Origin of the sequence: Hydrococcus rivularis NIES-593 (assembly GCF_001904635.1) — a bacterium.
In the GTDB taxonomy this organism is placed as follows: domain Bacteria; phylum Cyanobacteriota; class Cyanobacteriia; order Cyanobacteriales; family Microcystaceae; genus Hydrococcus; species Hydrococcus rivularis.
In genome coordinates, this window is record NZ_MRCB01000001.1 from 364,800 (window position 1) to 381,824 (window position 17,025).

12 protein-coding genes are annotated in these 17,025 nt (G+C 43.6%); 1 reads left to right on the forward strand and 11 read right to left on the reverse strand.

All coding sequences use genetic code 11. The annotated features are described in order from the left end of the window. Positions 1-25: 25 nt before the first annotated feature. From NIES593_RS01650 to NIES593_RS01665, 4 genes are all read right to left on the reverse strand, one after another. A complete protein-coding gene (locus tag NIES593_RS01650) occupies positions 26-814 on the reverse strand; it encodes a DUF6683 family protein (protein WP_073597908.1) in 789 nt (262 codons plus the stop codon). Position 815: 1 nt separating this feature from the next. Further along, a complete protein-coding gene (hpsN, locus tag NIES593_RS01655; protein ID WP_073597909.1) occupies positions 816-1,844 on the reverse strand; it encodes a hormogonium polysaccharide biosynthesis glycosyltransferase HpsN in 1,029 nt (342 codons plus the stop codon). 23 nt (positions 1,845-1,867) lie between these two features. Beyond that, positions 1,868-3,649, reverse strand: a complete 1,782-nt coding sequence (gene hpsL, locus NIES593_RS01660; RefSeq protein WP_139253602.1) for a hormogonium polysaccharide biosynthesis protein HpsL — start codon at positions 3,647-3,649, stop codon at positions 1,868-1,870. 66 nt (positions 3,650-3,715) lie between these two features. Further along, entirely contained in the window at positions 3,716-4,501 is a 786-nt protein-coding gene (locus NIES593_RS01665; RefSeq protein WP_083602271.1) for a hypothetical protein, read from the reverse strand. A 134-nt stretch (positions 4,502-4,635) separates the two neighbouring features. On the opposite strand from NIES593_RS01665, the gene pheT reads away from it, so the two are divergent. Next, positions 4,636-7,071: a phenylalanine--tRNA ligase subunit beta gene (pheT, locus tag NIES593_RS01670; protein WP_073597910.1), complete on the forward strand. Its 2,436-nt coding sequence runs from the start codon at positions 4,636-4,638 to the stop codon at positions 7,069-7,071. Here pheT and NIES593_RS25050 read toward each other — a convergent pair. The 7 genes from NIES593_RS25050 to NIES593_RS01705 all read right to left on the reverse strand — a co-directional run bounded on the left by NIES593_RS25050 (position 7,068) and on the right by NIES593_RS01705 (position 16,620). Next, complete coding sequence (locus NIES593_RS25050) at positions 7,068-7,190, reverse strand: hypothetical protein (RefSeq protein WP_281250689.1); 123 nt, start codon at positions 7,188-7,190, stop codon at positions 7,068-7,070. The two genes, pheT and NIES593_RS25050, sit on opposite strands and share 4 nt — an antisense overlap. 154 nt (positions 7,191-7,344) lie before the next feature. Then, entirely contained in the window at positions 7,345-8,424 is a 1,080-nt protein-coding gene (locus tag NIES593_RS01675) for a glycosyltransferase family 4 protein (RefSeq protein WP_073597911.1), read from the reverse strand. Positions 8,425-8,469: 45 nt separating this feature from the next. Further along, positions 8,470-9,330: a glycosyltransferase family 2 protein gene (locus NIES593_RS01680; RefSeq protein WP_073597912.1), complete on the reverse strand. Its 861-nt coding sequence runs from the start codon at positions 9,328-9,330 to the stop codon at positions 8,470-8,472. A gap of 42 nt (positions 9,331-9,372) precedes the next feature. After that, positions 9,373-11,166 carry a glycosyltransferase family 2 protein gene (locus NIES593_RS01685; RefSeq protein WP_073597913.1) on the reverse strand — a complete coding sequence of 598 codons (1,794 nt, stop codon included), beginning with the start codon at positions 11,164-11,166 and terminating at the stop codon, positions 9,373-9,375. Positions 11,167-11,257: 91 nt separating this feature from the next. Then, entirely contained in the window at positions 11,258-14,311 is a 3,054-nt protein-coding gene (locus tag NIES593_RS24480) for a glycosyltransferase (protein ID WP_083602273.1), read from the reverse strand. A 35-nt stretch (positions 14,312-14,346) separates the two neighbouring features. Then, positions 14,347-15,750, reverse strand: a complete 1,404-nt coding sequence (locus NIES593_RS01700) for an ABC transporter ATP-binding protein (RefSeq protein WP_073597914.1) — start codon at positions 15,748-15,750, stop codon at positions 14,347-14,349. A gap of 24 nt (positions 15,751-15,774) precedes the next feature. After that, a complete protein-coding gene (locus tag NIES593_RS01705; protein WP_073597915.1) occupies positions 15,775-16,620 on the reverse strand; it encodes an ABC transporter permease in 846 nt (281 codons plus the stop codon). Positions 16,621-17,025 lie beyond the last annotated feature (405 nt).

Genomic DNA, 17,025 nt, shown 5'->3' on the forward strand with positions numbered 1-17,025 from the left:
CAAGTCAATCAATCAACATCATGGATTAGCGTGTGGCGACAAAGCCACGGCTAGTGAGTTCGACGCGATTGAAGTCCCAGCCCAGCTCGCGCGCACTGCGAATGATGCCTTCGCGCAGCTGTGCTATGCCGGTACTGTCACCGCGCCGCTTCAGATCGTTGAACACAAGCACCGACATCAGCGCCTGGTATGCCATTGAATCGGCGACAGTTTGCTTGTCAGCATCGCTCATGCCATGCAGCATTGAGCCAGCGAGCAACGCCTCCGCAATCTGTTCTGCTACACCCTTCATCTGAGGCGGTTGCGCCTGCGTTTCGGTAAGCACTTCCCACTGCAAGATCAAGAAAGCAGCCATATTGTGGGCAAGGTTATCGGGATCGTAACCATAGCGTTGGATTAAACGGCGAAATTCGCCGACCACATCAGCCTGCGAGAACTCGTGACGAATCTGTGCAGCCTGTTCGGGAGACTGTGCTGCAAACTGCTCGGCAATTCGAGCGCGCACTTGCATTGTGACCTGTGGTGAGTAGCGAAAACTCAGGGCGCTAGCTGGCAGAGTCTCCCCAGTCAATCTCTGAGCCGAAATGGTTTGTGGACTGACTTCAGTAAGCGCCTGTGCTGCCGGAGTGCCGATGCCAATCGTGGAGGCATAAGTACCTTGATGGTCATAGAATGCCATATATGGGATGTCGATGCTCGAGATCTGCGCAGCAAGTGGTAGTGGTGCGAAGACCGCTGCAAGCAGCAAGGTGCCTGCAAGAACCAGTTTGCCGCCGGCGGCTCGGTCGCTCGTACAGGTGTTTCCTTTCATCATCTTAAACTTTTGCTTCCTGCGTAACTGGTACTGCCGATCCCTCTAAATCCTGACGAGAGTAAATTTGTCCGTTTTCCCACAGCGATTTTACCAAGGTACTGAGGGCATCAAGAAAGCCTAAGCTATAGAAAATCCCTCTCGTGAGAATTTTAATAGGAGAACCACTTTTGTTACAAGGGGGATTGCCGAGAACGTGACAGTCAAAGAGTTTGGCGTAGAGGCGCAATTGTTGGACGGGTGTAAGATTTTTGAGCGCCATAAGGAAATGATTGTGATAAAAAGTAAGCTGGTATTGAAGCGATCGCGTGTTGATATCGTGACAGCCGCCCGTTTCTTCCCCTAAATGTACTAGATAAGCTTCTGGGTCGTACCAGATCTGATAGCCCGTCTGCCGCAATCGCAGGCAAAAGTCCGACTCCTCTCTCACCGCACTTCCTCGAAACCGTTCGTCAAACCAGATGCCGTGTTCGGTAAAAATATCTCGTCGCAAGGACATATTACAGCCTCTGGTAGAAATGACGCGCTGCGGTTTCACGGTATGAACTAAATCGATGTAATACCAAGCAATGCCGGGATCCATTGCTTGAGGCGGCAAATAATCAATGCTGTAGGGCGAATCTTTGGGATTTATCTTTTGGGAATCGGCTAATTTCATGCGATCGAAAACTCGTCCCGCGACTGCCCCAATCTCTGGTCGTTCTTGGTAATTACGGGCGTGAGCTTGTAAATATCTCTCTGGTAGCTTTACATCGTCATCGATAAACAGAATAATCTCTCCAGTCGCTCGCCGCACGCCGTAGTTTCTTGCCCCTGGCAAACTCGCCCAATTGACGCGAAACCAGCGAATCTTTCCACTTTCTGCCAGTTGTTCTAAATAAGCTTCAACGGTGGGGGTATGAGTTGGCGTTTGATCGATAACCAGAACTTCAAAGGCAGGATAGTCTTGTTTGAGAACGTCCTCTAGCGTTTCTTGGAGAGGTTCTTCTCGCCGATAAGTTGGAATAATGACGGAGATTGAAGGAAAAACCATCTGAATTATATAAAGTAGCTGTTCTAGGCAGCAGAAAGTTTCTTTTTACGTAGGTTCGACTTTTTGTTTTTGCTGCGGGAAGAATTTTTCCCTTTGGCAGCTTTCAATTTTTCTCGTTCTTGTTTATCGATTTCTGGCAATTTGAACAGCACTCCGGCAAACAACCAGTAATACACTGCTACCGGGTCGGTATCTAGGGGATACCAGTAGGGAAAATAGCCGATCGCTAACATAAAAACCCAGAAACTAGAACCAAAACTGTACAAAGCGCGATCGCGTACAGAACGATAGCTCTTAAAAGAGAGTATCGTCAAGTGAGTGATGAAGACCATAAACGCAATCAGTCCGGGCCATCCGATTTCAAAGAGCAGTTTGGGATGAAAAGTTTCTACTAGCGATACCGGACCGAAAACGCGCGTAGAGTTAGTCGCTTTGCCTAATCCCCTGCCTAAAATTCCTGTTTGGTTGGCTAGAGCATATTGAAATTGCTGCTGAATAAATTGCTGAGGAGGCGAGGTATTCCAACGACCGACAAAACTGTCAATCCTCTCCTGGATAAAATCTGGGTTCAAGAAAGAGAAAAAGAGAAATAAAACGAGCGTAAGTCCCACGCCAATCGGAATAAATCGCTTCAAATTGGCTATCTGTCCGGTAAGAACGAGCAAAACTGCAATCAAGACTGGAACTGCTGCCAGTGCCAGACGTTGACCGCTGACTACGGCATTGACAAACACCAATCCCATCCCCGTCAAACCAGCTACCCGCCAAATGAAAGAGGTATCGCTAAACGCAGTCGCAAAGCAGATGCCCGCATTGGCTACTAAAAACCAAGCCCAATGCCAGGGAGACACAAAAGTTCCCGGCAAGCGAATCTGTCCCACTTGCGGGCTGTAGAGGAGAGCGCCACCGACTAAACATTTAGCCTCGACGGTCGGTTTGAAGAGATCGTTTCCCATCAAATTTCTCGTTCCAACGCACTGTCCCGTTTTCAACATCCAATATTGTGCCAGCCCCAGAAGGCAACAGGCAATCGCCAGCATGACGAGGATGCGACCGAGAAGCAGTAGCTTCTTTTTGTCGTTAATGAGATAGTAGGTGCAAAAGATAAGCGGCACATAACCGAGTAGCACCTTAAGTCCCAAAACTCCCTGGAAAAAAGGACTTCCTTCTTTGCAGGGGTTTAGAACCACCAACCCTCTCTCGTTTAAGATATAGTTGCCTGCTGCATCCACAGCATATCGCTCGTTTGGACCTAAATCCTGGCAGTAAGGAAGCAATTCCTGCATGCCGTTGACCAAAAATAAGGTGAGCAAGCAGCTAAATAACAGGAGACCCAGGGTGGGAAGCAATTGTTTGGGAATTAGGATTGGCAGTCGCTTGCGCTTGCACTGTACGACCAAAGCAATGAGAGCAGGAACGTAAATTGCATCTTTACTCAACTGAAATAGAGCATTCCCTCCCCCTATCCAATAGGTGATGGTTCCGCTGAAGGGCATGTAGATGAGAAATCCCCAGAGGGCTAAACGAGGATAGTTATAGCATAAAAGCAAGGAGGGAATTCCCGTAGCCACGATCGCGGCAGGTCTCGTTCCTATTAGCAGTACCAATGGCAGACCGACAACAATTGCAAAAGCGATCGCAATCCCAACGATCCCCAAAAGTTTTTTGCGCTCCTCTTTGGCTTTTCGTTTCTCGGCTAGTTTCTCTTTGAGATCGAGGGGTTTTTCTCTAGTTTCCCTGAGATCGCCAAACAGTTCTGTAAATACTTGAGAGGTTTTGAGTTTTAGTTTTTTTGCTCTAACCATGGTCTTGCTTGAGGGATATCCTTTTAGGAATTTATTCAAAAAATTCTCTAATATATCTCAGTTAGACTAGACGATACTAGATAAACAAAATTCTTCTCGAATCGATTTCGTTAATTTTCTACGATTGAAAAAATTAAAAGAAAAATTCTTGGCGTTGCCATAGACGTTATCTCCATATCCTAATATATATATCGCGCCTGCAAAAGGTAAGGGAGCAAGCGGCATCCCTTTTTCTGTTAAAACATCGCGAACTCTAGCGTGAAGAATGTAATATTTATAGTAGCCATAACCTCGATTGTATTCGGGATTTTCTGGTAAAAAATTCAAATCATATCTTAAAATATTACTCGTTCCGCACATTCGATAAAAATTCTTTCTTGTTAAATAAACATAGGAAGTATTTTCTTGATATTTATATCCCCTAGAAACATACCAACCATTGTTTTGAGGGTATTGCTCGACAAATTCAGCTAAATGCTGGCTGACGCAATCGTCCGCATCAACCGCCATTGTATGAGAGGGAGAAAACTGCGCGGCATAAATCAAACCTTTTAAAATTTTTCGTCCTTTATCGGTATCTCCTCTCGCGACTGGATTGGTTTCTTTAGGTAAGGGAAAATCGACTTCAAGATAGGTAATTTTCGGATGAGTGAATTCAATGTTTGGTTTTTCGTGGCAGACAACGATAACGTGAAAATTAGGCGAAGTTTGATTGCACGCCGATCTGACAGTTCTCTCAAATAACTGGCAGACGCGCTCCCAAGACCTTGAAACTTGCGGACTCTTGAGGGGGATGACAAAAACTAGCATATAGATAAACTTCTCGATCGCGATCGCTTCCCGAAGTGCCATCACTCAATTGTGGCATACTCGAAATATGAGCGCTATTATTTAAGGCAATCCAGGACTGGAAAAGAAAACGACCGGATGAAAATTACGCGATCGGGTAAAATAGTCAAGCCGAGGTAAGTAAAAGCAACGAATCGATGCGGATTTCTGTCAACTGGCTGCGGGAATTAGTAGATGTCACTCTCGCCCCTGAGGAGTTAGCCGAAACGCTAACCATTGCTGGCTTAGAAGTAGAAGAAATTGAAGATCGCCGTCAATTAGCCGATGGCGTTGTCATCGGCAAAATAGTCGAACGCCAACCCCATCCAAACGCCGATAAATTGAGCGTCTGTCAGGTAGATATCGGTCAACCAACTCTCTTAAACATCGTCTGCGGCGCGCCCAACGCACGGGCAGATATTTACGTTCCAGTCGCGACAGTCAACACCTATTTACCTGCGGTTGACCTAAAGATTCGCCCGACTAAGCTGCGAGGAGTTCGTTCGGAAGGGATGATTTGCTCTCTAGCTGAGTTGGGCTTAGAAAAAGAGTCGGCAGGCATTCATATTTTCTCCCAAGAAAATCTAAAATTGGGCGGCGACGTTCGCCCCTTGCTGGGGTTAGATGATGTCATTATCGATATTTCCCCGACAGCTAACCGCGCCGATGCCTTAAGCATGGTAGGAGTCGCGCGGGAAGTCGCCGCCTTGACGGGGGCTTCGCTACACCTTCCCAAAGTTGCTCCGATTTCTATTCCAGCAGGAGAAGGGATTCTCAGCCTCAAAGTTGCCGACAAACAAGCTTGTCCAGCTTACATCGGCACTGTCATCGAAGGGGTAAAAATTGCCGCCTCTCCCGAATGGTTGCAACGGCGACTGCAAGCCGCAGGCGTGCGACCGATTAATAATGTAGTTGACGCGACTAACTATATTCTTCTGGAATGGGGACAACCGCTACATGCCTTCGATCGCGATCGCACCCAAGCCTTGGCCGGCGGAGATAGCCTCACCATTGGCGTGCGCTTTGCCAGGGAGAACGAATCGCTAAAAACCTTAGACGGTCAAACTCGTTCGCTCAAACCGCAAAATTTATTGATTACAGCTAACGATCGCCCCGTCGCCTTGGCGGGAGTCATGGGGGGAGAAGAGACAGAGGTTCATTCAGGAACCCAGAACATTATTCTAGAAGCTGCCTTATTCGATCCCGTGGCGACGCGCCGTTCTTCCCGCGCTCAAAGCTTGCGTACCGAGTCTTCAGCCCGTTACGAGCGAGGCGTTAACCAAGCCGAATTAGACATCGCCTGTCACAGAGCGATCGCGTTGATTGTCGAGTTAGCTGGCGGTACGCCCATTGCTCAAACCGTCGCCGATGGGCGCGAGAATACAACGAGTCAGCCGATCCAACTGCGTCTCGCTCGCATCCATCAGGTTTTGGGTGCTGTTAAACGAGACAATGCGATCGGTCAAATCGAAGCCGAAGATGTCGAGCGAATTCTGACCGATTTGGGCTGTCAGCTAGAACTCGCCTCCACAAAAGACAAGGTTTGGACGGTTACGGTTCCTCCCTACCGCTGTCGAGATTTGGAAAGGGAAATCGACTTAATCGAAGAGGTCGCTCGCCTGTTCGGTTACGATCGCTTTATCGATAAGCTTCCCGATAAAACCGAACCGGGCGGTCTTTCTTTTGAAGATCGGGCGCAACGGCAGCTAAGAGAGGCTTTCCGAGCCGTGGGACTGACCGAAGTGGTTCAGTATTCTCTCGTCAAGCCAGAAAAAGATGAGGTCGTCCTCGCCAATCCTCTGTTTGTCGAGTATTCTGCCTTGCGGACGAATTTACTGGACGGACTGATCGATGCCTTCGAGTACAACCAGTCTCAGGGCAATGGGGCGTTGAATGCTTTTGAAATCGGTCGCATCTTCTCGCGATCCGAAGATGGCGTGCAAGAAGCCGACTCAATCGCCGGAATCCTCGGTGGCGATCTGATAAGCGAAGGTCGCTGGAGCCGAAGCGGCAAACCAGCGCCCATGACTTGGTATGAAGCCAAAGGCATACTAGAGAGCGTCTTCGATCGCCTGGGTTTAGCAGTAGAATACCAACCCGATCGAAAAGACGATCGCTTGCACCCAGGGCGCACTGCTTCTTTGTGGTTGGGCGGCAAGCGCTTAGGAACGTTCGGACAACTGCATCCCCAACTCAGGCAGAAACGCGGTTTGCTCGATGCCGTTTATGGTTTTGAGATGAGTTGCAGCGTTTTGCTAGGAGCGCTTGCTCGCGAAGACTTGCAGACCCCTCACTTCCGTCCCTATTCGACCTATCCCGCCCTCGAACGGGATCTGGCATTCTTTGCTCCGGTCAAAGTATCGGTTGTCGAGCTAGAGATGGCAATGAAAAAAGCAGCTGGCGGTTTATTAGATAAGGTCGAACTATTCGATGAATATCGCGGCGAAAATGTGCCTGACGGGCAGCGGAGTTTAGCCTTTAGTTTGGCGTATCGAGCCAGCGATCGCACTCTCACTGACGCGGAAGTCGAACCCGTCCACAACAAAATCCGAGAGGCATTAGTGGAACGATTTAACGTCTCGCTTCGGAGTTAATACCAATTTTCATGTTTTCCATCCGCCATGAGTATGGCAATAAGGAAAGAGAAAGCATAGATTAGCGCGATCTCGCGCTTGATTGGCAAAGCAGTTTGATGGTCTTGATGTGAAATCATTTCTTTCAACTCCCCGAACTTGGAAGTGTGCGCCTAACTAAAGTTCTAGGCTCAAAGCCCAACTCGATTAAAATAGGCTGAAACTCCTATCGGTCTTCTTTAGAAGACTTTTCGCTCGGACAGGAAATTCATTACAAGAGCGGTTGTTTCGATCTTAAAGATATCTCTGAAGAACTTCTACAGTCGCTCGTCCCGTTTTTGCCCAGCTAAATTGGCTGGCTCTTTCTAGACTCAGTGTACTCAAGCGCGATCGCAATCCAGAATCCTCTGCCACGCTTGCCATTGCCGCTGCAATCTCTTCAACGTTGTAGGGATCGATTAACAGTGCTGCATCTCCAGCTACTTCCGGTAAAGAGGAGAGATTGGACGTAATGACGGGAGTGCCGCAACCCATCGCTTCGAGTACTGGAAGCCCAAATCCTTCCCAAAGCGAAGGAAAAACTAACGCTAATGCTTGATTCAGTAAGATTGGTAGCTGTTCGTAGGGAACGTAATCGAGGAATTTGATGCGATCGCTTAAACCCAATTCCTCGGCTTTTGCTTGCAATTTTGGCGTATAGCGTTTGTCAGGCGATCCTGCTAGCCAGAGTTGACAGTCGCGATCGAGAATTTTCGCAAAAGCATCGATGAGGCGGTGTAAATTTTTGTAAGGATCGTGACGACCGAGATAGAGAAAGTAAGGCGGTTGCTCATCCTTACTAGGCAGATTTAGCTTCCGAAAATGATTCGCGTCGTAGGCGAGAAGGATCGGCGTAATTTTCGCTGAGGAAATCCGGTAAAACTCAGTAATGTCTTTAGCAGTGGCTACAGAATTGCAAATGATATGTTCGGTGCGATCGAGTACTTGAGGAATGTAGTAACGGAAATAGGGAGTGAGGGGGGAAAAACGCTTAGGAAAGCGTAATGGAATCAGATCGTGAACCATTACGATAAAACGACAGTCAGTATAAATAGGAGCTTCTGGGATTGGGGAAAATAATAGTTTAGATTGCAGTTTTTTATAGATTGGCGGCAAATGAAACTGAGTCCACAGAAGGCGACGAAAATGTCCTTTTGTTCCGTAAGCGGGAGACAAATTATCGGGGATGAGGTAGCAGTTAAATTCAGAGTATTTTTGAGCGGTTAATAAAGTAGGGTTAAGGGTTTTTAGATATAGAAAAAGGTTTCTCGCATAATTACTTATTCCTGTAGGCTTTGAAAAAACAACGGCTAAATTTACTAATAAATCGCTCATTTTTTATTTTTAATGTTTTAAAAAAAGAGAGTGCCGTTTATCATTTTATAGCGAACTATTATGCGATCGCATAAAATAATTCAATATCCCAGCTACTTTACCTAAGGCTTTTTTCGGTTTAATAAATATCAAAACAAAAGCATTAAAAGTAAGCCGAATTAATTTGAGAACAAAAACTAGCTTGTTAGTATACCTTTCTAGGGTTAATAAATAACTATAGGTACTATGTTTAATTTTCTTAAAAGGATTGCGATCGGTAATTGAAGAAGGTCGATGAATTACGCCAAATTGTTTTGTAATGGCAATTAAATGTCCTTGAGTAGTATAGCGTCTACAAAAATCAAAATCTTCGTAGTAGAGAAAGTAAGCTGGATCGAATTGAGGACATTCACTAAAGTTGCGAAGATTAATTATTAAACTACATCCCGAAACCCAATCACAAGGAACATAAGCTGAGTTTGTATTTGATACAAGATCTTCTTTAATAATCGCTCCAATTTTAGGAATAAAACGACCGCCAGCAAACCAAACCTTATCTACAGAGTTGTAGATAATTGTACCAAGAATTGAAACTTCTGAATAGCCATTAAAAAATTGGATGATTTTCTCGAACTCATTTTCTAAAAGATAAGCATCTGGATTGATCAGCCAAACAATTGCTTGCTGATTTTGAGTATAAATCCAATTTAATCCTAAGTTACAAGCGCTACCAAAACCCAAATTTTTAGGAGCATCTAAAATAAAAATGTATTCATTTTTTAGAAGATCGATAGACCTGTCTTCTGGTGAATTATTAACAATAATAATCTGGTATAGTATATCTTTAATTTGAAAAATAGATTGAATTAAATCATCTATTAATTTAGTTGAGTTATAATTAACTATTAAAAAATAAAATGCGTGCATAGAATTGCAGAATTCAGTTAAATCTTATTCTTTCTAATACATTTAAAATATTTCGAAATTTGGAACGCGCTTAGATAGATTGGGATTGTAATAAGGATCTCGCATCAAACCATTTAAATAGTGTTTCCATTTAGTTTTTAATTGCTCTAACTCGCCAGTTTTTAAACCATTCTTTTTGCTAGCCGATTCATAGCAAATGAGTTGGGTATAAGGGGTAACTACATTGCGATAGCCTGCCTGATGAGCAGCTAAACATAAATCGACGTCGTTGTAGTTAAGAGGAAAATTCTCATCCATCCCTCCCAACTGTTGAAATAGTTCGCGTCGCATCATCAAACAAGCACCTGTAACAGCTAAGTAGTTTCTGTTAACAATATTGGAACAATGGTATCCCGAATGAGCGCTGTCAAATCCATAGAAAGCATAGCAAGGATTTCCTTCGAGAAGAATTATTCCTGTATGCCGTATGTAGCCATCAGAAGATAAAAGTTTTGCCCCGACTGCGCCAATTTCTTTCTGTTGTGCCAACTCCAACATCGACTCTAACCAGTCTGGGGTTATAATCTCGGTATCATCGTTTAGTAACAGCAAAAATTCTCCTCTGGCTTTAGCTGCGCCTTGGTTAATTCCTATAGAGAAGTTAAACAGTTCGGTACAGCGCACTAGAGATGAATTTGCAGATGAGATTGTTTCTAGCGCGGACTCTGGAAGCTCGGATCCATCAACCACAATAATTTCATAGTTGCGATAGCTACTCAACTGCTCGATACTATCGATGCAATTTTTCAATAAACACCGGAAACCGGAAGGAGTATCTATTGTTTTCCCAGTACTAGAAATGATAATGCTTACCAGAGGATGTCCGATAATATCCCGTCGTACTCTATAAATACCTGGATTGGCTGTTTCCTCTACGTGTCCCGGATACAGACTGCGTTCTAGCATCGCTTCTAAAGCTTTTTTTCCAGCTGCAAATGCCCACGGTTTAGCTAACGAACCAGAAGCAGCAGAAACGGTTATATTACGCCAGTGATAGAGAATTTTGGGAATATGGTAGATATTGTTGGTCTTTTCTACAATTCGCAATATTAGGTCGTAATCTTGCGAACCATCATATTCGCTGCGAAAACCGCCAATTTCCCGAATAAGGCTAGTTCTAACGACACTGAGATGACAAGTATACATTGTGGAATAAAAATACTCCGGCGACCAATCCGGTTTGAAAACTGGATTAAAACGGTTGCCGCGAGCATCTATTTTATCTTCATCGCTGTAGATAAAATCTGCATCTGGATGAGCATTAATTAACTTAGCGTTTTCAAATAGAGCATCAATTGTTAATTCATCATCATGGTCTAAAAGAGCAATATAATCTCCAGTTACCAACTCCAATGCGGAGTTACTAGCGGCTGAAATTTGTCCATTTTCTATGCGAAATGTAACTTTTATTCGTTCATCAATTTGAGTGTAATGAGTGAGGATTTCGCGAATGTGAGGTTTTGAAGAAGCGTCATCAGCAATACATAATTCCCAATTGGGGTAGATTTGCTTGCGAACGGAGTCAATAGCTTTTTTTAACCATTTTGCCTCTACATTGTAGACAGGTATTATTACAGAAAATTTGGGTCGTATTTGCCATGTTTCTATTTCTGTCCTAGCTGCTGCAATATCTTCATTTGTGAGGCGATTTTGCTTTATCCATTTTTGATAATCTCTTCTTGACTTAACATTAGATATCCCACGTTGATAGAGATATCTTAATAGTTTTCGCGTTCCTCGCCGTGCCAAGAGATATTTTAGGCGATCGAGTTTTTGAAAAATAGCAACAATTTGCATTGGTAAAATATTCGTTGCTATGACATTTATCGATCAGAAAAAAAATTAAATTCGCTGATAAGTATCGAAAGATTTTTAATTGATGTATTGGTTACACATCTATGCTGAAATCCTCGCGGTTTTTGGTCAAGTTAGGATTGTAGCAAGGATCGCACTCTAGAAGGCGTTGCCATTTTTTCTTCATGTAGTCTATTTCTTGGATGAATCTAGCCTGCTTTTGTGGCGTATCTTCATATCCTCTGGTTTTTGACTCGTAATGATAAAGTTTTACATGGGGGAGATAGATATTCCTGTAACCTCTCTCAAGTATTTTCAAGCAGAGGTCAACATCGTTAAATGCAACTGCTAGTTGCTCCTCAAAACCTCCAACTGCTTCAAAAACTTCGCGCCTGCACATTAAACAAGCTGCTGTCACAGCAGAATAATTATTGATAGTTAAAAGTCGATGGAAATACCCAGATGAACTTGCTAAGTAATATTTATGACTGTGACCAGCAACTCCCCCAAGACCTAGAACTACACCAGCGTGTTGAACAGTGTTATCTGGATATAAAAGTAAAGCTCCCACAGCACCGATAGAAGGTCTTTGAGCTTGTTCGACCATTGCATTAATCCAATCGGGGGTAATGACCTCGATATCATTATTTAAGAATAGTAAATAGTCTCCTTTGGCTTGCTCGACAGCGTAATTATTAATTTTGGAGAAATTAAAAGGTACATCAAGTCGATAACAACTAAACCTGTTAGTTTCCTTTTCTTGCCACTTGGCAATTACCTTAGCGGTATATTCTTCCTGACTGCCGTTATCGATGAGAATTACTTCGTAATTTGGATAAACACTCTTGGCGAAAATAGATGTCAAGCATCTATCCAAGGTTTCACCTAAGTCTTTTGTAGGAATAATGATACTGACAAGCTGATAGTCAGTTATCTCATATCGAATTGTGTATTTTCCTACCAGATGTTTAGCTCGTATAACTCTTCCTGGTTCGCCTCTTCTTTGAAGCGCATCTGCTAATGCTTTTTCTGCTGCGACAACAGCATACGGTTTGACATCCGCTACACTAGCGGCAGATTCAGAATGAATTCTCCAATGGTAAAGTATTTTGGGGATGTGAAAGATATTTTCTGTTTTTTCTGTTAGTCTAAGAACTAAATCGTAGTCCTGACTGCCTTCATAACCAACTCTAAAACCTCCGATCGCGTTGACTAACTCTCGGCGATAGACACCTAAATGACAGGTGTACATCCCCGATAAAAAGGTATCGGGACACCAATCTGGTTTAAAGAAAGGTTCTTGCAATTTACCAGAATCGTCAATTTTATCTTCATCAGAATAAATCATATCTGCTTCTGGGTGTTTGTTGAGCAGCAAAGCTACTTCATACAAAGCATGTGGGGCGAGTAGATCGTCATGGTCAAGCAAAGCGATAAAATCACCAGTAGCAAGTTCTAGGGCTGAGTTAGAACAGCGAGAGATATGACCGTTTTCTGTTCTGAAAACAACCTTTATCCGCGAATCTTTGGCTGAGTACTCCTCTAGAATTTCTCTGACTCGATTGTCCTCGGAGGCATCATCAGCGATACATAACTCCCAATAGGGATATACTTGACTTAGTACCGACTCGATCGCTTCTCTAAGGTATCGTTCTGGCGTGTTATAAACAGGCATCACCAAACTGATAATTGGCTTGTAGGCAAATATTTCCACAACCTCAGCCATCTTGCGTAATGTAGCTTTAGTAGGGTAATTTTTGTTCAGCCATTTTTGGTAGTTGAGATCGTCAGTTTGCGGAATCTCTGCCAAGGCTTCTACAGAAGGTTGTACGTCTTCCAACCGGGGAGCAACTGTTGTCAGCGAATCACTGACAGCAGAGTTAGCTGTTTCTGTTTTTGCCTTATTTGCGAGCTTTTTTTGCGAAAAAATACTTTTTAGCAGTGGTCTGTCATCATCTACAATACCGAGGGCATGTCGGAGATCGAACCATCGCGATCGCAATTGCCAAAATTTGCTAGTTTGCATGGCACGAACGGTAGTTTGCGATTGCTCTAGTTGTATTCTGGTTCGTTGTAGTTGCGATCGCATTTGCTCTAAGTTGGCTTGAGTTTGTTGTAGTTGCGATCGCGCTTGTTCTAATTCGGCTTGCGTTTGTTGTAGTTGCAATTGCAATTGCAATTGTGCTTGCTTTGATTCGGCTTGGTTTAGTTGTAGCTGCAATTGCAGTCGTTCTAGTTCGGTTTGCGTTTGTTGCAGTTGCGATCGCGCTTGTTCTAATTCGGCTTGCGTTTGTTGCTGCTGAGAGTGCGATCGTTGTTCGTTATCCCGAAGCAATTCTATTCGATCTTGGGCTTGCTTCAATTGAGTTTGTAACGCCTGTCTTTGAGATAGTAAAGTTGTCTCAAACACTCTCAATTGTTCGTCTACATTATCGATATACGCACTTACCAATTTTACTCCTACCAGCACTTGAGCTGATGGATACTCCAGAGAAAAAATGCGACACTCGTTAAATCCTGCTTTAATTACATGCTTCCAGGCATCGCTGCCATACTCGGTATAAACTAAGACGCTATTAATATCTTCCGCACCTGCATGATAACTAGGCGATAAACCTTCTCTAGAGCTTGTTAGTCTATCCACTACCATTGGTATAGTAAAAGCCAGAAATTTTCCTGGCTTTAGCACTCTATAGCACTCAGATAAAGCTTTTATCGGATACTTAACATGCTCTAGAGTATCGGAATGAACCACTAAGTCAAAAGAACCATCTTGAAATGGCATTTGAATCATATCTATTTCTGGATAACTGGTCAGAACATGCTCAGGTATTTTTGCTAAATAACGGGTTAATTGACCAGCCTCATTAATTTCTAAAACTTTCAGCTTTTGTGCTTGCTCGGTTAATACGAAATCCTGAAATAATCCCTCATAGCCAAAACATTTCATAATGGCGCTCGCTAATGCCATTGTTCTCAGGCTAGATTGACAGTTTTCGCATTTTAAACCTTGCTGGCGATTGATATATTCAACTTCATAATTTGCGAGTCGCCATTCATCAATTAAAGATTGCCACAAAACTGTAGAGAAAGTAAACTTTGTGTGACCGCAGCACGAACAAGCGCCAATTGTAGGAGAATAATTCATATTAGTTTTATATCCACTTAAGATCTTTAAAATAACTATACTTTTCTGGTTTCCGCTCGAGTTGTTTCTAGATAATTTTCTGTCGGGGATTGAGATACCGTAATTTGATGGGAAATATTCACAGATGATAAGCGAAAAACGCCAAAGGTTAAATCGGTTGCACCCGAGATAATGTTTAGTGGAAACTGCAACCAATCCAGCATTTCATGATTTTCTTGACTGCCATCGGCAATGGCAGGTTCTAAAACATAATTACCACCCTGAATTTCCGGCCACTCTAGGCTAAATTCTACAGTTAGTAGTTGTTCGGGTAATAAACTATATAGGTGGTGCTGATATTGATAGGTATTAAACCCAGTAATAGCTGTTCTTAATCTGTCATATAACATGATGCCAACTATGGGTTTTTGAATGCGATCGTAAGTTAACACTTTAACGACAAGTTTAATCCGATCTTTCGGATATACAAATCCAACTTTTTTGTTGCTATTATCTAAAACTTCAAAACTGATAATTTCTGCGCGACCAGTTCCAAAACGTTCTATATTGTGGTATTCTCGATAAGCTTTTTCATTAAAAGGATTTACTTTGAGCTTTTGTGAAGTTCGATCCTTAATATTTTCTAGGTTTTCGAGGGGGTCTCGCGTTTCAATTGGTTCGACTAATCTATTACCAACTTCATTATGCTTTTTCTGGTAGTCATTAATTTGCTCGTACATCCAGGCTTGATAATGCCTGCTAATATCATCTGGTTCTCCTATTTCAACTATATTTCCATCATTAATCCAGATAGCTTGCGAACAAAGGCGAGAGACTGTACCCATCTCATGAGAAACAAATAAAATTGTTCCTCCTGAATCTTGAAAAGCCTTAATACTTGCCATGCAGCGATGGATAAAAACTCCATCTCCTACTGCCAAAGCTTCATCTACGATTAAGATTTCCGGGTTGACGTTAATTGCCACAGCAAAGGCCAAACGGACGAACATTCCGCTTGAGTAGGTCTTAACGGGTTCGTCGATAAAATCCCCAATATCAGCAAACCCGGCTATCTCGTCAAACTTATCTTCGATTTCTTTTTGGCTTAACCCCAACAGCCGTCCGTTAAAGAACACGTTTTGCCGTCCGGTGAATTCTGGATTAAACCCGCTACCCAATTCCAGCAAGGCTGATACGCGACCGCATACGTTAACCTCACCCGTTGTTGGGGTCAGCGTACCAGCTATGATTTGCAATAAAGTACTTTTTCCGGAACCATTACGCCCGACAATTCCTACTGTTTGCCCTTTGTGAATCTCCAAGTTAATATCCCGCAGCGCCCAAAACTCGTCTGCCCGACTTTTTCCGGGCAGTAGAATTTCTTTCAAACGATCTACCGGACGCGCGTATCTTTTGTAGCACTTGGAGACATTTTTTAGGGTAATTGCAATTTCACTCATCACACTGCTGCTACTTACAAGCAACTACAATACATCAGCGAATGCCGGACGCAACTTTTTATATACCAAAAATCCGCAACAAAAAACAATCGCAGAGATTGCAGAAGCGACCCCCCACTCGCCCCAGTGCTTCACTTCTCCTACTAAAATTAAATCGCGATACACCTCTGCTATAGCCGTCATAGGATTTAACCAAAACACCCAACTTCGCCATTCCTGGGGAATTGCTGAGGCTGGATAAATAATAGGCGTTAGATACATCCAAATGTTTAAAATAACTCCTAATGTCTGCGGGATATCGCGCAAAAACACGGTTAGTCCTGCACTCAAATACCCCAATCCCGCCGTTAACGATAACTGCGTCAGCCAAATCAACGGTAGTAATGCCAAAGTCGTATGTAAAGTATGACTCGTTACTGCCACGAAAATAATCAATAGCATTAAGCCAAAAGAACTTTCAACGAACATTGAAAGAATTGGTACCAGCGGCAGTAAAGCTAAAGGAAATACCACTTTTTTGACTAAATTGGGCTGCCCTACCACCGAACCTGCTGCCTGAGTCAACCCCCCTGTAAACGCAATCCATGGCAGTAAGCCAGCAAATAGCCACAAACCAAAGGTGAGGTTGTTTTCTGGCAATCCTCTAAGACTCAGCTTTACCTTTAGCACGATCGAGAAAACATAGGTATAAATTAACAACTGCGATAGCTGATTTAACAGGGGCCACAAATTACCGAGAATCGAACCTTTGTACCGCGCCTCTAGATCGCGCCGCACCAAGGTTCTGAGCAAGTCAAACTGGGCCTGCCACTGGGCGTTAAACGGCAGCCTGCGCCTCAATTTACCTGCTTTGCGGACAAATCCTCGCACCGAATGCAACAATTGTTGGTTCCCTCAGATTGCGACCTACAAGCTCAATTCTACTCAATGATGCTTGCTAGCTATTAAAGTTCCCGCTGCATTGCTTTGGGAAAAGGTTTTTGCTTGGCGCAACAAGACCAAGTTAATGGCGAAGATTATACAATAACTCGTGCTTAGACTGGAATAGGCTGAGATTTAGTTTATACCAATTTTCAGGTTTTCGCGATCGACATTCTTCTCCCCTCTCCCAAATAGNGGAGAGGGGTTGGGGTGAGGGCGATCGACTATCTGTGTCATTAATGGATGAAAAATGGTATTACCTCTCCGCGACTTGCACCTTTGGCATCAACGCCTAGAACTTTAGTTCTAGGCTCAAAACTCAACTTGATGAAAATCGACTGAAATTCTTATTGG

Coding starts and splice junctions, on each gene's coding strand:
- NIES593_RS01650 (WP_073597908.1), bottom strand. CDS start 814: ATGATGAAAGGAAACACCTGTACGAGCGACCGAGCCGCCGGCGGCAAA.
- hpsN (WP_073597909.1), bottom strand. CDS start 1,844: ATGGTTTTTCCTTCAATCTCCGTCATTATTCCAACTTATCGGCGAGAA.
- hpsL (WP_139253602.1), bottom strand. CDS start 3,649: ATGGTTAGAGCAAAAAAACTAAAACTCAAAACCTCTCAAGTATTTACA.
- NIES593_RS01665 (WP_083602271.1), bottom strand. CDS start 4,501: ATGGCACTTCGGGAAGCGATCGCGATCGAGAAGTTTATCTATATGCTA.
- pheT (WP_073597910.1), top strand. CDS start 4,636: ATGCGGATTTCTGTCAACTGGCTGCGGGAATTAGTAGATGTCACTCTC.
- NIES593_RS25050 (WP_281250689.1), bottom strand. CDS start 7,190: ATGATTTCACATCAAGACCATCAAACTGCTTTGCCAATCAAGCGCGAG.
- NIES593_RS01675 (WP_073597911.1), bottom strand. CDS start 8,424: ATGAGCGATTTATTAGTAAATTTAGCCGTTGTTTTTTCAAAGCCTACA.
- NIES593_RS01680 (WP_073597912.1), bottom strand. CDS start 9,330: ATGCACGCATTTTATTTTTTAATAGTTAATTATAACTCAACTAAATTA.
- NIES593_RS01685 (WP_073597913.1), bottom strand. CDS start 11,166: ATGCAAATTGTTGCTATTTTTCAAAAACTCGATCGCCTAAAATATCTC.
- NIES593_RS24480 (WP_083602273.1), bottom strand. CDS start 14,311: ATGAATTATTCTCCTACAATTGGCGCTTGTTCGTGCTGCGGTCACACA.
- NIES593_RS01700 (WP_073597914.1), bottom strand. CDS start 15,750: ATGAGTGAAATTGCAATTACCCTAAAAAATGTCTCCAAGTGCTACAAA.